The sequence below is a fragment of the Bacteroidales bacterium genome (genome assembly GCA_023228145.1).
In the GTDB taxonomy this organism is placed as follows: domain Bacteria; phylum Bacteroidota; class Bacteroidia; order Bacteroidales; family CAIWKO01; genus CAIWKO01.
Map to the genome: position 1 here is coordinate 1 of JALOBU010000021.1, position 19038 is coordinate 19038.

Here is a 19038-nt window from a genome sequence, read left to right on the forward strand (position 1 = left end):
TTCGGCTAACTGGGTAAGTGTCTTTGTAAAAGAATTACCAACAGCTATAGTGCAAGTGGATGACGATACTATATGCATAGGAGATACTATAACCATAAGTATTTCTTTGTCTGGTTCAGGCCCGTGGTTGCTTAAGGGATTAACAAAAACTGAATTTGGTGGCTCACCCGAGAGCTTGCCCGACACTCTTGTTAATACAAGCCCTTTCATCATAAAAGATACTCCTCATGTAAGTGCATATTACCATATTGAAAGCTTTGAAGACTATTCTACGGGTTGCTCCAATGACAGCGCCAACTGGGTTACAGTTTTTGTGAATCCATTACCTGATGTTAATCTGGGAAATGACACAACAATCTGTGCAGATCAATACATTACACTTGATGCAGGCAATATCGGCGCTGAATTCTTATGGACTCCCGGCGAGTCGATTAATCATGCAATCACATTAGATGGCAGTGTTCTGGGTACAGGTTCATTTACATACTCTGTAGATGTAAACTTAAGTGGATGCGTAACTTCAGATACAATTGTTGTTACCTTTGATCCATGCACAGGCATAAATGAAAATGGTGAAGGGGTTAGTATCAGCATTGTCCCCAACCCTTCAAATGGATTATTCCATCTCAGTGTTGAAGGAATTGAAGGTAATTCACTATTGACAATTTATTCCATCAATGGCCAGATAATTTTCAGTGAACAAGTAGATAATTCAGGCTTGGTTAATAAACCTATTGATTTGAAATCATTCCCGAAAGGCATGTATTTCCTTCACCTGATAAATAATAATCTGAACCATACAGAAAAAATTATCATTGAATAACAAAACTTCTGTAACAAAAAAAGCGGTGGTAATTCACCGCTTTTTTTATGCTTATATATTTCTGCTGTTCTTTACATGCAACTCCCACGGGCCAATATCATAACGCCTTATCATCTGTCTGAAGTGTTCTGATTCTGAGTTAAGTTCATTTATGTACTTATGATAACTTACCATTGACAAGATGTGCGACAGGCCCATATCTACAGCTGTTTTTTTCTTTCGGATAAAAGAAATCATTATCAAAAAGAACTTTCTTTTATAGGGTTCTGAAGTAAAAATAAACTCTTTGAGCAGTTTAAAAACAAGCTTTGCACGAAAGGCAACACTTGGGTTTCCATCATTATATTTTTTAGTAAAAAACCCATCACCAAAAAGTATTTTAGCTTTATGATATATTGACTCATAAGAATACATTCTTATAAGAGTTTCCAGATACTTGTCGAACAATTCAATCTGAGACATCTTTTTATAATGAATGCATGGAAACAATCCACCCATCATATCCCTGTCAATATCGTACATCCGCCCTTCAGCAGTCAGGCGTTTTTCAAGTTCTGATCCATAAGGCGCTCCAAGTATGTTAAAATTTATGTACGACAATCCTGTTTTTTGTGTGAAATAGTATAAACTTTCAAACTCTTCCGGAGTATCATTATCAAAACCGATGACAAAGGAAGCTGTGATATGAATCCCGTATGAATGTATTTTCTTAATAGCATCTTCATAAATCAGGGCATCACGGTTTTGCCTTTTCTTTGTTTCGTATAAGCTCCCGGCATTTAAGGATTCAAAACCTATCAAAATGTTAAAACAACCGGCATCGTTCATTGCTTTCAGCAGGTCCTCATCTCTGGCAATATCAATACTTGCCATACATCCCCAGGATATTTTCAGGGGTTTTAAAGCCGTCATTAATTCGTGAGCATATTTTTTGTTTGCAGTCAGGTTGTCATCCACAAACAGCATTTTTCTGACCGGTAACGATTTTATTTCTTCTATGACATTTTCAATATTCCGATAGCGCATTTTGTTGCCAAAAAGATTGGTTACCAAACAAAATTCACATTTGTAAGGGCAACCTCTTGAAACCTGTATCCCAACCTGAAAAACTTTTTTCATATCAACAAGGTCCCATCTTGGTAAAGGAATATTTTTAAAATCGCAATAATTGCCAGGGTTATAAACCGATTTTAGTTCATTCTTTTCAATATCCTGCAGGCATTGCTCCCAGGAACCTTCTGCCTCACCAACCACAACTGCATCGGCATGCTTGCTTGCTTCTTCAACCATATATGAAACATAAGGCCCTCCAAGTATAACTTTTACGCCGGCAGACCGGTATGCATCACATATTTCGTAAGCGCGTTTTACAGTGGTTGCCAATGCTGAAATACCTGCAATATCAGGCAATTCTTTAGGTAATTTTTCTATATCCTCATCAATAATGCGTACCTCATATTCGGGGGGAGTTAAAGCCGCAATCATGGGCATCGCAAGGGAAAGCATAAACTTTTTCTTCCCCATCATTTTACATAGCTCCGTCTGCCCGTAATAATTTACATATTGCTGTTTCGGCAAAATGAGGTATATCTTTTTTCTTCCGTTTTGCTTCTTTTTTGAAGTCATAATATCAGTAATACCTTAATGTAAAACCCGCCTGCATAAATTTGCTTACTTCTGTAACAAAACTGAGAATTATATCATTTTCTGAAAGTTTTTCTTCGCGGATAATTTTATCAAGACAAATGAAAACCATAGGCGGGCCGACATATCCCATGTCATTCATTTTGGTGTACAAAGCTTCCCTTTTGATACCCAGAGACTCGCATTCATCCATGATTAACTCAGCAATATGCTTGGATGGGAAATTCACCTGAAAATACTTCACGCTCGTAGCATCAATATCGTATTTTTCCATCATTCTTCGTAACCCTTTATAAAACACAGAACCATCGACATCATGAAAATGCAACCGTAATTGCTCGTTGAACATCTGAGCAAGATGGTGAGCTCCGGTTTCAAACTCCTTCTTTGGATTTTGCCAGTATGCCGGGCGTCTGTTCAGCATGGCTGCAGGTTTATTACCTCCTATTGACTCGATATAGGCATTCTCGACAATAAGTCCTGATTTTTCTGGTGTATTTTGCAGTACCAATGCGCCTGCGCCATCACATAAAAAATAACGGAGAAAGAGTTCTTCTTTCTTTATCAGTGGCTGGTTATAATATTCGGCGATAAGTTCGGAAGAGGAAATACCTGAGGATATTACCAGTGCATTATCGTACCGCCCTGACTTAATAAATTCGTAAGCAACAAGAAAAGCTTTATAGGCAGAAGTGCAGTTGGCATGTATTGATATTTCGCTGCAGGAAGTAATACCTAATGCTTCCTGTATCCTGACACTGGCAGTAGGCATTTGATGCTGGTGAGCGCTGCCGTATGCAATAAACTGTATGTTTTCAGGAATAAGGCCTGCATGATTCAAAGCTTCTTTCGCCGCTTTCACCGACATGCTTACGTTGTCTTCAAAAAATTCACGGGTATCCGGATCTATAGCAAAGTGATAATAGTCAATATCCAACATTTCTTTCATCAGAGGTTTAATCCGGGTAAACCATTTCGCAACAGCAAATGGAGCCTCTGATATTTTGCCCAAGTATCTTTCAACATCATCAAAAGCAACAGCATTTCCCGGAAGAAAACGCCCCGTGCCGCATATTTTAACATTTCTGTTTTTCATGACAGAATTGTTTTAGGTATTTGTACAGATACGCCTGCCGTAAGCTAAAATTGTAATCAACTGAAATGTTTTTTGCAAAAGATACTGCAGCTTCAAAAATTAAACTTTTATTAATAACAATATCCACTATGCCTAATTCCAGTGCCTCCCCGGCATTAAGGTTTTTCCCCCCTAATAATATTTCTATAGAGTTTTTTTTATCAACAAGTTCAGATAAATAGTAAGTGCCCCCGCAGCCCGGCATAAGATTGAACCCTGATTCAGGAGATCCTATAATGATATTGGGAGCTGCAAAACGAAAATGACAAGAGAGTGCCAGCTCAGTGGCAACACCAATGCAAACCCCTTTAATTATAGCAATTACAGGTATTTTTAATTTGCGAATGGTTTCAAACACAAAACTGTTGATCGTAAAAAAATCCTCTGCAGAAGAAAAATCGCTACCTGGATGAGACAGCAAATCATCCACATCTGCACCCGAAGAAAAATGCCTTCCCGAACCACTGATAATAACAGCCTGCAATGAAGTATTTTTTTGAATCTTTTCACATATAATTTTGAGCTCATGAAACATCGTTTTACCCATGCTGTTTGAAGGAGGCCTGTTTAATTCAATAAAGCATAGGTTATCATTGATATTACAAGATACAAAATTTAGCATAAACCATTATTTTTTTCTTCGTTCAATTTCTTTGGCTGCCAGTTGGCAGAACAATCTGGTTTCCGCACGCAGCGCATCTTCCATCGGAAGTGTTGCCGCGTTAGCAAGAGCTTCCATTATAGACACAATAACTTCTTTGGGCTTACTATCAAGCAATTGTTGCAAATAGTTAACAGAAAATTCAAGAACATTTTTCCCGGGGATGTTATCTACAACACCAATAGATAGAGCTTTCTCTGCACTAATAATATCTCCGGATAATAATGTCTGCACGGAAAGTGATGTGCCGATTTTTTTGTTAATCCTGAATATGCCTCCCAGTCCAGGCATAAGATTGTTAAGAACTTCAGGAAATGCAAAAACTGCCGTAGGTGTTGAAAAACGCATATGACAGGATAATGCTATTTCAAGCCCTCCTCCAAAGCATGCTCCGCTGACAGCCGCTATAACAGGTATGTTCAGATTGGATATAGCGGTAAGCAATTCCATACCTTTACCCATCTCTTGATTTAATTTGTTTTCATTTGATGCAAGTATAAATAATTCATCAAGGCCGGCACCTGCAGAAAAATGCCTGCCGGAACCCGAAATAACCATACCCTTGATATCTTTTTCATCAGCTATCTTTCTTATCCGATGAACAGGGATAAACTCCGGAGTCAAAATAAAATTCTGAGGAGGGTTGTTTATCAGTATTACCGCTATGCAACCTTGTTTTTCAATGATATAATTCGCTTCCCGTTTCAAGATTTCTGATATTTATGTATCAATGTTTCAAAATATTCAGGAATGCTGCAGGGTGTTCTGGTTTTATCAATGGGTATTAGTTTAACTTCAGAGGATGAGATTTTAATTCCTGAATCTGTATTAATCATTTTATGTACAAATATCACATAGGGCCCGCTAAACTTAATATTTGTTTTAATCATCAGGTTGTCAAAAAGACAAGCCTCACGGGAATACCTGATATGAATATCAGTTACAACCATCATCAGCTCTTCTTTTTGAAACTTTTCCAACAGGCCGGTTTTTTTCATGATATCCCAGCGAGCTTGTTCAAAATAATTCAGATACACAGCATTGTTAACATGATTATATGAATCAAGCTCATAACCTCTGACCGATAAATGATATTCAAAATCCATTAGTTCATATAATTACAAATAACAAAATAATACCTTACTTATTTCCAATAAACTCATCTACTTTATCTTTACTAATCTGCTCCCAGCAAGGGTTTTGAAACGACTCTCCATTCCATGTAAGCTTTACACGAAAAAAGTCTTCATTCATAAAGGTTAATTTTGATTGGGTATCAGGCGTACGAACAATAAAAATTAATTTTTCGGGGTTGATATTCCTTTGGTTACATAAGCGTGTTGCAAGTTGAACACAAAAGTTAGTAACGGAAGTGCCCGGATTTTCAGCATATAACTCCGTAGCAATAATTACTGAATGTTCACTACCATACACAATTTTTATTCCACAACGGGAAGGCACATCCCATTGTCCTTTAAAATCATAAATTTCATCAAAGTATGCAGATTGAATATCTTTGTTGAATTGTTTGAGCATAAAAAATTTTTTCTGTTTATCTTTTTATCTTCTTTCCAAAGCTATTGTTAGCAATTTCTTCACGTATAGGTTTATACGTTCCGTCAGCAATTTCTTTCATAATTACAGAACGGAATAATTTGAACATTTTTTCGGCCTGTGTTTCTTCTTTATAAAAAGTATCCCAGGCATAATGGTACAATTCCTGAAGGCGTTCGGGGGACATGTGTTTGGGGTTAATAACAACTTTTCCTGCATTGTAGTGATTCCAGTCGAAATCGATGATGCGGTTTTGTCTTAGCAGGTCGTCATAAGCCTTGGTATGCGGAAATGGTGTAAGGACCGTAAACTCAGCAAGGTCGAGGTTTATTTCCAATAAGAAATCTATCAGGCGTTTAATATCGTCTTCTGTATGGTCGTCTGTTCCGAGCAAAATGGTTCCTTCAACGGCAATGCCATGGTCGTGGTATCTTTTCACTCTGTTCCGGATATAATCGGAAGTATCGAACACTGCCTGATAAACAAACCATGCCCCGGCCTGTGCGGCAAGGTCAAGCACTTCATCATCATCTTCTATCGGGTGAGAACACCATTTTTTCTTAAAGGGTATCATCTCACGAAAAAGATCTAATTCCCATTGTTTATCCTGCGCCAGGGAGTTATCAACTATGAACAATCGGTTATTATTAATGGTTGCAAGTTCTTCCACAACCCTTTCTATCGGGCGAGGACGAAACTTTTTACCTCCTAAATAGGCAACCGCGCATGGGTAACAATTGTATTTACACCCTCTCGAAGCGTGAAAAAGGTCAACCATACGTAGTCCTTTATGATAATACTTTTCATCATTCAAAATACTTCTTCTGGCAGGCCCGACAAGATTTATATCGGGGTTTTCAGTCATGTAATTGTACACTTTCTGAAGCTTATTGTTTTTGAAATCATCAAAAACCTTGTCAAGGCGCCCTTCAACTTCTCCCAGGAAAATAGAGTCTGCATATTGCAGGGTTTCCTCTGCATGCAGCATGGTTGAAATCCCTCCAAAAATAACTTTCTTGCCTCTTTGACGATATTCTGCGGCTATTTCCCAGCCTCTTTTAATCTGCCCTGTAAGCATCATTGAGATGCCAATCAAATCCGCGTCATCATCATAAGTCAACGTATCAACATTTTCATCAATAAAGTTAATTTCAACATCTTCTGGCAATGCTGCGGCCATCACAACCGGCCCATGAGGCGGGAGGTTAAATGTAGTCTGTCCTTCAAGTTTTTCCCATTTAGGGTAAATTAGTTTAAATTTCATATTTGATTACAACGATTAAAAGCAGTAATTATTTAGCATTTTTTTCACTAACCTTAAAAAATTATAATTTTTAGCTTAATATATTCAGTTAAATTGCCAACAAAGATAATTTAAAAAATTAAAAACATCCCATTCAAAGTTGACACTAATACATATTAAAATATTATTAATTAAAATTAGGTTCCGAAAATTAACAAGCATCATTAATACTTTTTACAAGGTACTTCATGCCCAGCAATTCCGAACAGGTAGTTATGGAACCAATAGTTACTCCCAACACCCCGTGTAATATAATATTTTGTCCTGCCAAATATAGATTGGGGATTTTTGTTCTCGGAGAAATAAGTGTTTTTATAGGGTCGTTGCTATCTTTCAAAATTCCATACATTGAGCCGTCAACGGTACCTGTATAATCCCGGTATGTAAGTGGTGTTGACGTATAATATTTCTTGATGCATTTCCTGAAACCCGGGAATTTCCTTTCCACCAAATCTAGTAAGGATTCTGCTCTTTCTTTTTTAAATTCAAGATATTCAAGCCCCCGGTTTCTTTCTTGAGTATGTTCCCATTTTTTTACTTCATCCATATGCATATAAGTCATAATCATTGCATTGCTTGCATACTTTGTACTAGCAGAAGTTGCAGGGGTTATAAGCAAAAAGTTGCCCGGCCATTTAAAATCCGTTGAAGTTTCTGATATCCAGACATTATCATTAATGTAATAATAGTGATTATAATTTAAATATTCCAGAGAATCTGGCTGACAAACAATATACACTGTAAAATTGGAAATAGTGTTTTCAAGGGAATTAATTCGCTTGCGATAAACGTACCTTAAATACTTTTCATCAATCATTTTGATTGTATTCACAGGGTGAATAGTTGAAATAAAAGTTTTGCCTTCGACAATTTCATTATTCCCAAGTTTGACAGCAATAAGTTCATCACTATTATTAAAAATAAAATTTGTAACCCTGTTATTTGTTATGATGGTGCCCCCGTTTAACTTGATTTTACTTGCGAGTATGTCGGCAACCTGAGAACTACCATCCACAATGCGCCACGTACTTTCAATAAATGAATTGTTAACCAAAGCATGAACATACAGGGGGGTTTTTTCTTTCACTCCAGCGTATAGAGGGTTTATCCCCGCCAAAACTTTTTGAAGTTTCACATCCTTAGTAATATTTTGAATATAAATATATGCATTCTCATAAAAAAAACTCATCTCCGGCAGATTCAGCGCATCATTAGAAATGTTATATAATGGGAAATGTTCACAAATATTTTTAATTTTTTCAAGATAAGTATGAATGGCGTTCTTCTCTTTAGGGAAATATTGCGTCAGTGTATCTGCAAAACGCTTATGTCCCATGGCGTAACGATATTCCTGAGGGTCTCCATCAAAAGAAATGACATCAAACGAATTTTCATCCATTCTTTTCAGTTTAAGATTTTGCATCAGCTCAAAATACTTAAAATATTTATTCAATACCTGGCCTTCGTCCAGGCTGCCAATGTAATGGATACCCGTATCGAAAACACAATTATCCCTTTTGAAATTCTGCAGACAACCCCCAATCTGAGAATGTTGCTCCAAAATACAAACATTATATCCTTCTTTGCTCAAAATATACCCGCATTGAAGCCCACTCAGGCCGCTTCCAATAATCACTACGTCGTACTTTCCCACTTCTAAAGGTTTATTTTTTTATGCGAATATTACAAATCGTTTTCTTTTCTGTAAAGCTTAATCAAAGAGTTTGATGTATTTTTTTGTTGGGAAATCACTTCCATCCCCATCCCCAAATTCCTTACGAGTTCTGTTAACCAATTGATAGTAATAAAATTCATTTTCTTGTTTTCCATTTTATTAAATCCAACATTAGTCGAAAACAATTCTGTTAACCTTGTATTTTTATGTTTTTTGCCGATATCCTGAAATCCGTCACGAATCAAAATTATTCCATTCCGATTCAGCGAGTTAACAGATTTCTTCAAAAGTTCCACCTGGGAACTTTCATTAAGATAATGCAAAACATCACTTAATATTACAACATCATATTTTTCAAACCCGAAATTTCTCACATCCGCATAACTAAAATCAACATTTGGAGGTTTTGACATGCAATGTGTTGCTACTTTAATTTTATCTTCATCATAATCAATGGCTGTTATTTGTCTTTCTGGGCAAACCAATGAAAGCATTAAAGACATATGCCCGTATCCACATCCTGCATCAAGGATTTTTGCATTCTCAGGTATCAGACTGTTGAATAATTGATAATTCTTTTCTAAAATAAGTTTAATTCTTGTGTACCATTCAAGGATAGGTCCTTTATATATGAAATTTTTAATGACAAGATCCTTAATCTGTTTGGTATCATAATAATATTCGGTTAGAACTTTGTTATACTCCTTCCGGAAATATTGCTGAACTGTTTTTGTTTTTTCGGTATAATCATTGCCCCATGATGTATCATCATGTTGAATTTTATTTAAAAATTTAATCGTCAACAGGCTTTTTCGCCCTAACAAATCTCCTTTAGAAATATAATTACCCGAACCATGTACTACAATCGGTTGAATGTCCAGTTTCAGTTTTTCAGCAAGATAAAAGGCCCCTTTATGAAAACGATGTACTTTTTGATTGTTTGAGCGTGTTCCTTCCGGGAATATTACAATTGAATATCCATCTTTTACAGCATCTGATAGCTTATCAACGATGGTTTGAAAGCCTGCTGATGCCGGCATAAAATTCGCCATACGAATTATTACCCCTATTGTTTTAGAATAATAAAAAGCATCGTTTGTGATCATAATTATCTTTGGCGAAAACATCATGTGAAGAGGTATGTCGATAAAAGACTGGTGATTCGGAATTATAATGGAAGGTTTTTTAAAAATATCAGGAGAATAATTAATTATGTTCTTTCTGGTAAAATACATCAGGTACATAGTTGTTTTGCAAACGAAATACAGGCAATAATGGAAAAGATATTGTTTGAACTTTCTGGTTACAGGTAATATCTTAATCAAAGTTGCTCCCAGCAATGCTGACATGATGCTTCCGGATGTAAAATACGTATAACATACAGCGGCGTAACATAAGTTATATATCGTTACAGGGAATCTTCTTAATTTATTTTTTTGATAAACCAGACAATTAAATAAAGCCGGAATAATTGTATAAGATAAAAATACCACCGAAAACATCCCGACAATTGTCAAAACAGCGATGGATTTTAGTACAGGGTGTTTTGCAAAAATAAGCACTCCGATACCAACCAGCATAGTAAATGCAGAAAGAAGAACCGCAGTTTTGTGAGTAGTGAGGACTTGCTGTCCTTTTTTATATTTTTGCAGAAGCCCATCCATAATAAATATGCTGTAATCATCTCCAAGCCCAAAAATGAAAGCAGATATTACTACGCTGAAGATATTAAATTCAATCCCGAACAAACTCATAAGCCCTAATATCCATATCCAGCTCACAAGCATTGGGATAAATGCAATAACAGCAAGCTCTATTCTTCCATAAGAAAGCAAAAGAAATGTAAATACAAGCAGGGAAGATAAAATTAAAATTACATTAAAATCATCCCTGATGACATCTAAAAATTGTGTAAAAAGATTTTTATTTTCAATCACAGATGTACTCCTGTCTGTCGGTATGGCAGACAAGACAACATTTTTATTTTCCGGTTTTACTCTTATCATTGTAATCACAGAAGTCTCCTCATTAACTTCATCTATATAATCCTGAACCTGTGTTTGTTTTATCTTCTCAAAATCATTTTTGTTCATCCGGATATAATCTTTGTCGAGCATAGCAAAGAACTCATCAAATGCATTACTTCGAAAATGATATTGCCCTGTGCATAAAAGGAAATTCTTTTTTAGGATTTCCCTACGATTGCTGTCCCAGAATGATTCCCATGTTGACAGTTTTACTTTTTGTAATGAATCTGAAAATAATAGATGGGAAGCCCCGTAAACCTGACCTATCAAGCTGTCATTCTTCAGTAAGTTTATTTTTTCCTTTATTTTTTCACTATTCTTCAAGGCCTCATTTAATGTTTTTCCTTTGCTAATAATAAATATATCCTCTAAAGTGCTATCAGAAAATGAGTTCAGTTTTTGCTCTGCTTCTTTAAGGCCTGCAGTAAAGAAACTAAGTTTCTTCATATCGCTTTCAAATCCGACATTCTTTGTCAGAAATAAAAAAATCATAGTAAGCAAAACAATGCCGATTATTATATACTTATTTTTTTCAAAGCTATAAGACAAAATCTTTGTCAAATAAGATTTTCTCTGAACATTAATTTCAGTATTTAGTTTGCTACCGACAAAATGAGGAAGAAATATCATGGAAAAGAGCAAAGAGCCCAAAATAACCAATGCTGACATCAAACCGAAATCGTTTAATATCGGTGACTTAACAAACAATAAGCCTAAAAATGCCCCGACAGTTGTAATGCTGCCAATCATCATCGGCATAGTAATATCTTTCAGCGTTTCCCTTGCAGAGCCGGCAAAATGAAAATGAGTAAAAAAATGGATGGAATAGTTTATAGCAATACCTAATATCACAGAACCTGTACCAAGAGCAATAGTCGAAATATGACCTTTCAGCAAATAAACAAGTGCCAATGAAAATAAACCTCCGAATAATACGGGAAGTAAAAGAAATAAAAATGTTCTTTTCTGCCTGAAGAAGTATGCAAAAAACAAAAACAATATTATTAGTGCAGCTCCCATGGTTATTATAGTATCCACAGTTAGTTGACGCGAATTACATACAGATACAGGGGTAGCTCCGAAGGAATGTATTTGCACTACACCTTTGCTGTTCTGTTCTGCAATTATCTGGTCAAGTTTTTTAATAAGTATGGAATTTTTTGATGACTCACTTGCAGAAAACACAGAGCTTAAGAACATCAAAAGATTTTTTTTGTCTTTGCTGAAAATCCTGTCATTAAATAACAAATAATCATTACTTATGTTGGCTGACATGTAGTTTTTGAGTGCAAGGTTTGTAAATCCAAAGGGGTCCCGGGTTATATATTTTTTTGTAGCAAAGCCAGCGAATGAAACCAACATTTTATAATTAGCATCTAATACGGCAGATACATTTTCAGGGGTAATAAGCTTTTCAATATGTTCATAATCCTTTTTTTCGAGAAAAAAAGGCAAATTCCTGTATATCATTTCATACGTTTCTGCCGCAAAGCTGTCAGAAACACTATATATCAATTCCCTGGCATGTTCAGGGATAAGCTGTTGTTTTATTTTCTCAGAAACTTCATCAGCAGAATAAATCAAATTATTGACGGCAACTGTTGAAGTGTCGTTGGTGCTAAAAATAATAACAATCTTATCGTTGGATTTAATTTTATCAAAGATTAACCTTTGATCTTTGAGTGCCTCATCATGCGAAAATAATTCAAAAATATCTTCATTTAAATATAAACGAGATGACAGAAATGAAAACAAAGCTACCAAAAGAAATATCAAAATAAACAGCAAATGTTTCCGCCCTTTAAAGAAATCATATATTTTTAAAAAAATAACCGACAAAACAATATTTTTTAATAATTAATTTCCTGTCTTTTTTTGCAATGTAACTTTTTTTCTGAAAAACCTTAACAATATGTAAGTAACTATTCCGATTACTAAGGATGTGATGGTTGCAAGAATAAAACTTCCAATGACATACTGAATGATATTTATCTTTATCGAATGAAGCCCGATATTCTGAGAGTATTCAAGGGAAACGGCATCATAATGGTATGCATATCCCCCAATGATATAGCTTAAATAAATTACAACAGGAATCATGGGAGGTACACTGATATTTGTTGCTACAACAGAAAGAACTTTATTCAACTTAAACAAAAAAGCGAGCAACAATGCCAGACCCCATTGCCATCCCCATACAGGCGCTATACCTGAAAAAACACCCACCATCACGGAAGCAGCAATTTTAAAATTTGAATCGTTACTATTGACAACATATTTCTGTAGAAATGTCTTTACTTTTTCTTTCTTAAGCGAATTAATAAAAGAAAATGGTTTGATGAAAAGGAATGCAATCAACACCAAAAATGTATTTAATATTGAAATGCGAAAAAAATCCCAAAATGGCCTGAAATGAGAAATGCGTTCCTCTTTTGGGTAGTAAACAACATTTATAGGAAGATGAATTATATTTACCCCTGACCATGCAGCTCTTACCAAAACTTCAACTTCAAATTCATATTTGAGCCCGAAATAATGTTTTTTATTCAACAAAAACAAGGGATAAGCCCTGTATCCTGATTGAGTATCGGGAATTTTCCTCCCTGTTTCAATATAAAACCAGAAATTTGAAAACTTATTTGCAAAGCTATTCTTTCCGGGCATATTAATGCTTTTCATATTTCTTGAGCCTATTATCAAAGCTTCAGGCTCTTCTTTAATTTTTTCAATGAAAAGCATCAAATCATCGGGAGAATGTTGCCCGTCAGAGTCAAGGGTAATGCAATACATATATCCTTGTAAACAGGCTTGCTTAAATGCTTTTCTCAACGCATAACCTTTTCCCTTATTTTTCGTGTAACTGATAATATTCAAATGGTTGTACCCTTGAAGAATCTGCACTGTTTCATCTGTAGAGCCATCGTTTACTACAATTACGTTATCCGTATATTTTAGTATGCCATCAATTACCTTTCCCAAAGTTTGTACATTATTATATGTTGGAACAACAACGCAACACTTCATCTCATCAAATAAGGCTTTATTATTGGCAAGCTCCGTCATACTTTTCCTTTTTGCTTTTTTAAACAAGCCATCCTGTTTTTTTCTATTTCGTTACGTTCCTTTTTATTAGGTATGATTTTCTCCAACGCTTGATTGTAATATTCAACAGCAGCTGAATATTGTTTTTTACTCTTATAATAATCCCCTGCAATGTTGTATGAATAAAAGTAATCCGAATTGAGATAAATCATTTCCTGTATGATGCTGTTATCCACAATGTCATTCTTTTTACATTCCGTAATTTTTTTTGACAGTAATTTGAATGTTTCAAATTCATCATTACCACCGTCGGTAAGGAACTCATCACAAGGTATAACGTCTTCTGATGACACCAAATTATATGATTCGGAAAATTTAACAGCCTGCTCAAATACATCATCAAGTTTGTAGCATACAAATTCACCCAGACAATTCGGGCCGGATGAAATCCAGAATTTCAATTCAGAAGGTTTAAAAACAATGGAGTGATGCGCCAGTAATTGATTCACTGTTATTTCGTTGCCCCGGCCGATGGGTTCATCATTTAGCCCGCTCCTGTTTCGCAATATGTCAACAGCATCCTTTACATTCACTTTATCAATACGATTAAGCAACTCTTCCACCCTTTTATATCTTGCCATTGAGGCACTTTCGTTTTTTTGTTTAATATTAAGTGCGTCATTTTTTAGCTTATCTGATTGAAAATGATTTGTACAAATGATTTGATTTTTGCCCGTATCGTAAATTTCAGTTTTATAAGGTGTTTTTTCAACAATCAATGCCTTATTTTCCATGCCGGAACTAATCAGAAATGATTCCGAAACAGATATTTTTTTATTGCTTATTATTCCAATGGCCTGGTGTATATCACAAGCATATTGCAACACCTCTCTTACAAGAATGGTAACAGGGGTTGTGATACTAAAGGGCATTTTTGATTTTGCAGCATTCACAGTAATTACCAATCCATGAATGTTCATTCCTGAAGCCGTGCCTATCAAGCCTCCCCATGTAATCATCACGAATTTACTTCCAAACTCGGGAGCATAAAATGTTACAATTTTTTCTCTGGAAAACTGATCACCAAGATAGAAATCAAAATTTCGCGCATGCATGATTTTACCATCTGAAGTTTTTTCCCCGGATAATGCAAAAGAGGTGCAACCGACTAAATGCGAATTTTGCAATGCATGCCCAATATCATGAGCCGCATGATATCCCATGATGCGGTTATAGCCCGGGCCAATCATCCTGAATTCCCTGGATGCGCTTGCGGCTATTCCACGAATCTCCATGCAATATTCGTTGCCTATATGCTTTTTAATATTCCTTATCATCCAAATTATTATCAATTTTAAAAGAAAAAGATAGACTTTCCCAGGCACCCTTTTCTTTATTTCCCCGACAAATAAATTCTCCTGTCTGTACATCAGTTTTTCCGTCAGTTTACCATTCACAATACCACGCTCATTAGCTGTACCTTCAATGTACATTTCAAACAAACCCCACTTGTTTTTACTCAGCCAGCAATTTCCCATCCTTGATAAGCCGTAATCCGACACAACAGGAGAATTATTCAACAAAGTATCGTTGGAACTTTTAAACTTAATCGTATGAAACAACATCAAATACCCTGCTAATAAAGCTATACAAATGAATATAAAAACAAATAATATATACCAAATCATCCTTTACCTTCAAGCAACAAATATAAAATAATTTCCCAAAATGTGAATGCTGCATACAATTTGTTGACCAGAAGCTGCCTGTGTTGATTTCGCTAAAGTATCTCAATCCCTAAAAATGAAATTAGCATTTATTTATATCTTTTTTAGTGTGTTAATTATTTCCAAAAAATCTATTTTTTTTACATTAACATTTATGATAAAATCATTTTTATAAAAAAATTTTCTAAATAATTTCACACTTTTTATTCTTAAATAAATTTCTGAATAAATCATATAAATTTGCACACATAAAAAGATGGTTAAATGTTTAATAATATTCTCAAATTCACAGTAAAAATAATTGACGGGTGCTTATATGGGTTTGTTGGTCCATTCAGTATTGTTTTCATCATCCCGCAGTTTTTAGTGCATTTGTCAAATAAGTACGGGATGCCGTATTACAGTTTTTCAGGCAGCGAAATGCTCAGTAAAATTTTAATGTGGTCAGGTGCGATAATTGCCATTTACTGTGGGTTTCTGATGATATTTACCAGCAAAGGAACTCCAGCCGTTACTTCATCGCCTCAAAAGATTATGAGAACAAATATTTATGCTTATGTAAGGCATCCGATGATGTGGGCGCTGACAATCACACTGGCGGGTGAAGTGTTTTTTCATGGAATACTTTTATTGTTGTTATGGTTTTTTGCATGGTTAAGGATAAAACATCTTTATGTGGTTAACTACGAGGAGCCCCAGCTGGAAAAGCGATTTGGAGATAGTTGGAAAGATTATTGTTCAAAAGTTCCGCGATGGATACCGACATTCAGAAAAAAATAATTTTCTTCTTCGGCATGTTGTTAAAAAATTGTAATTTTGCAACCGCATTGGCCCCGTAGCTCAACTGAATAGAGTATCTGACTACGGATCAGAAGGTTACAGGTTTGAATCCTGTCGGGGTCACACAGAAAATCAGCCACTTACAAATAATAAAAGTAAGTGGTTTTTTGTTTAGTACACACAAAAGTACACACAAGGTAAATTATATCCGAACTAGGTGCAACGAAGCCGCGACGAAGCCCGAATAAAAAAAATCATAACTGCGAACAAGCCGCGTCAAACCTGAATTTTATAACAAAAATGGAACAAGAAGTGAATACAAGGGGAATTATTGGGGCGTGCCAATATGGTGCAAAAATGGTGTCAAAATACATAGAATAAAATAAGCCCCTGGTCACTTATGATACAAGGGCTTATTAAATGAAAGACAATGAAGTTTATTTCACTTTTGCTGCCAAACCACTACCTGCTCGAAATCTAACAACAAAACGAGGCCTTGGGTGTGCCATACTAAAAGAATAATCTTCATTAATACCTATGACAGTAAACTCAGCTGCTATTGTCAACCCATCTTTAATTGTTATGGTATAAACCTGATTACGTAAAAGCTTAGAGCAAAGGAATAGGTTGTCTGAACTTATAACATGCTGCCTTTCCTCTCCTGTAGTATCGTTTTTAGAGTGGATCGTATATGGAATAGTGCCAATCAGGTCCGGAGGAATAAAGTCTTTTAAATCGCCCCAAATTGCCATATACGGGTCATGAATCTTTATGCTTTCAGGATGAGCCATCCCATGCTTTATAATCAGCTCTGCAAAAGTGTGCGTATCCGGGAGGTTAAAATAAAATCTTGCCGGTGCTGATTTTACTACGCCTGCAGCATCGGTCACGAAATATAAAAAAATAAAAGGCTTTGTTTCATCACCTTCCAGCAAAGGAAAATCAGTTAAGCCGGTCTGTGCTGTAAAAGTATAAGGGCCTTCATATTGATTGGCGTTCGCTGTCAACACAAAAGGTAAAATATAGATAATATCATCAGGGAGAAGGCCGGGGATGCCTGCATAAGGATCTATGCCAATCTTAATGAAAAAAGTGCCATCATCCTCAACAATTAATACATTGAAGTTGTTAGGCATTAAAATACGGTTGGCAATATTGAAGTTAAAATTATAACTATTATAAAACGTACTGAAATAAACACCCACTGATGGAGTATTTACAATATTGGCCGGCCTATATGACCTAACATCCCGGGATGGGTCTTTAATGATATTATAAAAGAACATGCCTTCCGACCAGGCATTTTCGAAATCAAAATTCAATGGCCAGTCAGGAAGTACCATTTCATTGATGTAAGTTGAAAAACTATTCTTAAACGGTAGTTTGCAGATATTTTCGGTATTGAATGAACGGTCAATAAGACTGCGGCCAACGGCTGTTACACGGATGCCCCCACTGCCAATGTCCGCCTGATTTTCAAGGTCAAAATTAATACTGAACTGATTAATGAAGGGATTGTAATACGATTCAAGGATAACCGGGGGCAGCAAGTTACCGCCCGAAAGGATCATGTCCTGAAAGCCCAGGTGCCCATTATCATCAAGCAAGGGATAATTTGCCCGGACAGCTTCAGCCCATGTGGTTGATCTCCCCTGGCGGTTTTTAAAATTCAAAGGAATAATACTGTCTTTGAAAGGCCTCAATAATTGGGAAAGATTTTTGATCTTGTACCGCTGCAGCTGCTGTAAAGGAGTGTTCGGATTTGAAACCAAGGGCTGATATTTGGAAGCTGTGATTAATGCGTTCCACTTGCGGAAAACTACGTTGCCAAGCTTGCCGATAGCATCGCCAAGAAAACCATTTACTATAAGTGCCATAATTATAAAATTTTAATGATTACAAAAGTTTTGATTTATAAGCTACAAAAAAGGGCTTACCATGCAGGATAAGCCCTTTGAAATAGCTGCCGATAAAAAATTACAATGTAATTTCCACGGTGCCACTATAAACACTGTCGCTGCTTTGATTGCCGTCAGGGTTAACAAAGAATGAAAAAACATGAACGGTATCGCCGGCCCAGGTTGCAGGAATATCCTGCTGATCAACACCGGTTATTCTTGTGGTTGTGGTAGCACTGTAAAACCATTCTTTCTTGTCTTCGTTGTAGGTAGCAACATATAACAGGTCGAGGTTTGCAGGATCAACCGGATCAATGGGAGGAATCCATGACCTTTTGACTTTACTTGCCAATTCGTTGCCTGCCGTGATGTTTGAGGTTTTGTAAAGAGGGCCTTTAGCAATAAGGAGTAGCGAATAATCGATTGCATAGCTGCCCGGCAATCCGGTGATTGCTGTCTTGATGTTGTTTTTGATAAAGACATTGAAAGCAGACATATCAGTTGTCATGTTCTGAAATGAAACCTTGAGCATGGTAAGCAATCTGCGGCCTTCGGCTACCATCAGTGAAAACTTGTTTCGCTGGTTCACCTGGTCAGGGGTTCTGGGATTCTTTACTTCAATGGGCTTGGTGCGCATTGTGTTCTTGCTGAACTGTTTTGAAAATACAGCAGTACCGAATTTCTGTTTGGTTCTGCCGGTGATCGGATTTTGTACAATTGCCATGATAATTAAATTTTAATTGTTTATACTATGTTTATTTAAAAATAA

The 19038-nt window shown here is 36.0% G+C and carries 15 protein-coding genes and 1 tRNA gene; 3 read left to right on the plus strand and 13 right to left on the minus strand.

All coding sequences use genetic code 11. The features are described from left to right. Positions 1–823: T9SS type A sorting domain-containing protein (locus M0R16_10180; protein ID MCK9613248.1), on the plus strand; the 823-nt coding region annotated here is incomplete at its 5' end. Positions 824–874: 51 nt separating this feature from the next. On the opposite strand, the gene M0R16_10185 is transcribed toward M0R16_10180, so the two are convergent. The 11 genes from M0R16_10185 to M0R16_10235 all read right to left on the minus strand — a co-directional run bounded on the left by M0R16_10185 (position 875) and on the right by M0R16_10235 (position 15489). Then, positions 875–2449: a B12-binding domain-containing radical SAM protein gene (locus tag M0R16_10185; protein ID MCK9613249.1), complete on the minus strand. Its 1575-nt coding sequence runs from the start codon at positions 2447–2449 to the stop codon at positions 875–877. Between the two features lie 4 nt (positions 2450–2453). Further along, positions 2454–3563 carry a 3-oxoacyl-ACP synthase III family protein gene (locus M0R16_10190; protein ID MCK9613250.1) on the minus strand — a complete coding sequence of 370 codons (1110 nt, stop codon included), beginning with the start codon at positions 3561–3563 and terminating at the stop codon, positions 2454–2456. Beyond that, complete coding sequence (locus M0R16_10195) at positions 3544–4224, minus strand: enoyl-CoA hydratase/isomerase family protein (GenBank protein ID MCK9613251.1); 681 nt, start codon at positions 4222–4224, stop codon at positions 3544–3546. Before M0R16_10195 ends, M0R16_10190 begins: the two co-directional genes overlap by 20 nt. Positions 4225–4230: 6 nt before the next feature. Beyond that, positions 4231–4971 (minus strand): enoyl-CoA hydratase/isomerase family protein, encoded by a 741-nt coding sequence (locus M0R16_10200; protein ID MCK9613252.1) that lies wholly within the window; start codon positions 4969–4971, stop codon positions 4231–4233. After that, positions 4968–5369, minus strand: coding sequence for an acyl-CoA thioesterase (locus M0R16_10205; GenBank protein MCK9613253.1), 402 nt, complete (start codon positions 5367–5369; stop codon positions 4968–4970). Before M0R16_10205 ends, M0R16_10200 begins: the two co-directional genes overlap by 4 nt. Before the next feature lie 34 nt (positions 5370–5403). Next, a complete protein-coding gene (locus tag M0R16_10210) occupies positions 5404–5799 on the minus strand; it encodes a hypothetical protein (GenBank protein ID MCK9613254.1) in 396 nt (131 codons plus the stop codon). Positions 5800–5815: 16 nt separating this feature from the next. After that, entirely contained in the window at positions 5816–7081 is a 1266-nt protein-coding gene (locus M0R16_10215; protein ID MCK9613255.1) for a radical SAM protein, read from the minus strand. Between the two features lie 190 nt (positions 7082–7271). Next, the gene (locus M0R16_10220; GenBank protein MCK9613256.1) at positions 7272–8774 is read right to left on the minus strand and encodes an NAD(P)/FAD-dependent oxidoreductase; all 1503 of its coding nucleotides are present in this window, start codon (positions 8772–8774) and stop codon (positions 7272–7274) included. Positions 8775–8803: 29 nt separating this feature from the next. Continuing rightward, positions 8804–12661, minus strand: a complete 3858-nt coding sequence (locus tag M0R16_10225) for a 1-acyl-sn-glycerol-3-phosphate acyltransferase (protein ID MCK9613257.1) — start codon at positions 12659–12661, stop codon at positions 8804–8806. A gap of 18 nt (positions 12662–12679) precedes the next feature. Beyond that, positions 12680–13885 (minus strand): DUF2062 domain-containing protein, encoded by a 1206-nt coding sequence (locus M0R16_10230; GenBank protein MCK9613258.1) that lies wholly within the window; start codon positions 13883–13885, stop codon positions 12680–12682. Continuing rightward, positions 13882–15489: a C45 family peptidase gene (locus M0R16_10235; GenBank protein MCK9613259.1), complete on the minus strand. Its 1608-nt coding sequence runs from the start codon at positions 15487–15489 to the stop codon at positions 13882–13884. Before M0R16_10235 ends, M0R16_10230 begins: the two co-directional genes overlap by 4 nt. A 366-nt stretch (positions 15490–15855) precedes the next feature. Between M0R16_10235 and M0R16_10240 the strand changes: the two genes are divergently transcribed. Further along, positions 15856–16371, plus strand: coding sequence for an isoprenylcysteine carboxylmethyltransferase family protein (locus M0R16_10240; protein ID MCK9613260.1), 516 nt, complete (start codon positions 15856–15858; stop codon positions 16369–16371). Positions 16372–16420: 49 nt separating this feature from the next. After that, positions 16421–16494, plus strand: a tRNA-Arg gene (locus tag M0R16_10245). A 314-nt stretch (positions 16495–16808) separates the two neighbouring features. On the opposite strand, the gene M0R16_10250 is transcribed toward M0R16_10245, so the two are convergent. Beyond that, on the minus strand, positions 16809–18248 hold the full coding sequence (locus M0R16_10250; protein ID MCK9613261.1) for a hypothetical protein: 1440 nt from the start codon (positions 18246–18248) through the stop codon (positions 16809–16811). A gap of 100 nt (positions 18249–18348) precedes the next feature. Next, positions 18349–18993, minus strand: a complete 645-nt coding sequence (locus M0R16_10255) for a DUF6266 family protein (GenBank protein MCK9613262.1) — start codon at positions 18991–18993, stop codon at positions 18349–18351. Positions 18994–19038: the final 45 nt, after the last annotated feature.

What these genes read in the sequence shown, in the direction of transcription:
- M0R16_10185 (MCK9613249.1), bottom strand. Translation starts at nt 2,449, where the DNA reads ATGACTTCAAAAAAGAAGCAAAACGGAAGAAAAAAGATATACCTCATT.
- M0R16_10190 (MCK9613250.1), bottom strand. Translation starts at nt 3,563, where the DNA reads ATGAAAAACAGAAATGTTAAAATATGCGGCACGGGGCGTTTTCTTCCG.
- M0R16_10195 (MCK9613251.1), bottom strand. Translation starts at nt 4,224, where the DNA reads ATGCTAAATTTTGTATCTTGTAATATCAATGATAACCTATGCTTTATT.
- M0R16_10205 (MCK9613253.1), bottom strand. Translation starts at nt 5,369, where the DNA reads ATGGATTTTGAATATCATTTATCGGTCAGAGGTTATGAGCTTGATTCA.
- M0R16_10210 (MCK9613254.1), bottom strand. Translation starts at nt 5,799, where the DNA reads ATGCTCAAACAATTCAACAAAGATATTCAATCTGCATACTTTGATGAA.
- M0R16_10215 (MCK9613255.1), bottom strand. Translation starts at nt 7,081, where the DNA reads ATGAAATTTAAACTAATTTACCCTAAATGGGAAAAACTTGAAGGACAG.
- M0R16_10230 (MCK9613258.1), bottom strand. Translation starts at nt 13,885, where the DNA reads ATGACGGAGCTTGCCAATAATAAAGCCTTATTTGATGAGATGAAGTGT.
- M0R16_10235 (MCK9613259.1), bottom strand. Translation starts at nt 15,489, where the DNA reads ATGTTGTTTCATACGATTAAGTTTAAAAGTTCCAACGATACTTTGTTG.
- M0R16_10240 (MCK9613260.1), top strand. Translation starts at nt 15,856, where the DNA reads ATGTTTAATAATATTCTCAAATTCACAGTAAAAATAATTGACGGGTGC.
- M0R16_10250 (MCK9613261.1), bottom strand. Translation starts at nt 18,248, where the DNA reads ATGGCACTTATAGTAAATGGTTTTCTTGGCGATGCTATCGGCAAGCTT.
- M0R16_10255 (MCK9613262.1), bottom strand. Translation starts at nt 18,993, where the DNA reads ATGGCAATTGTACAAAATCCGATCACCGGCAGAACCAAACAGAAATTC.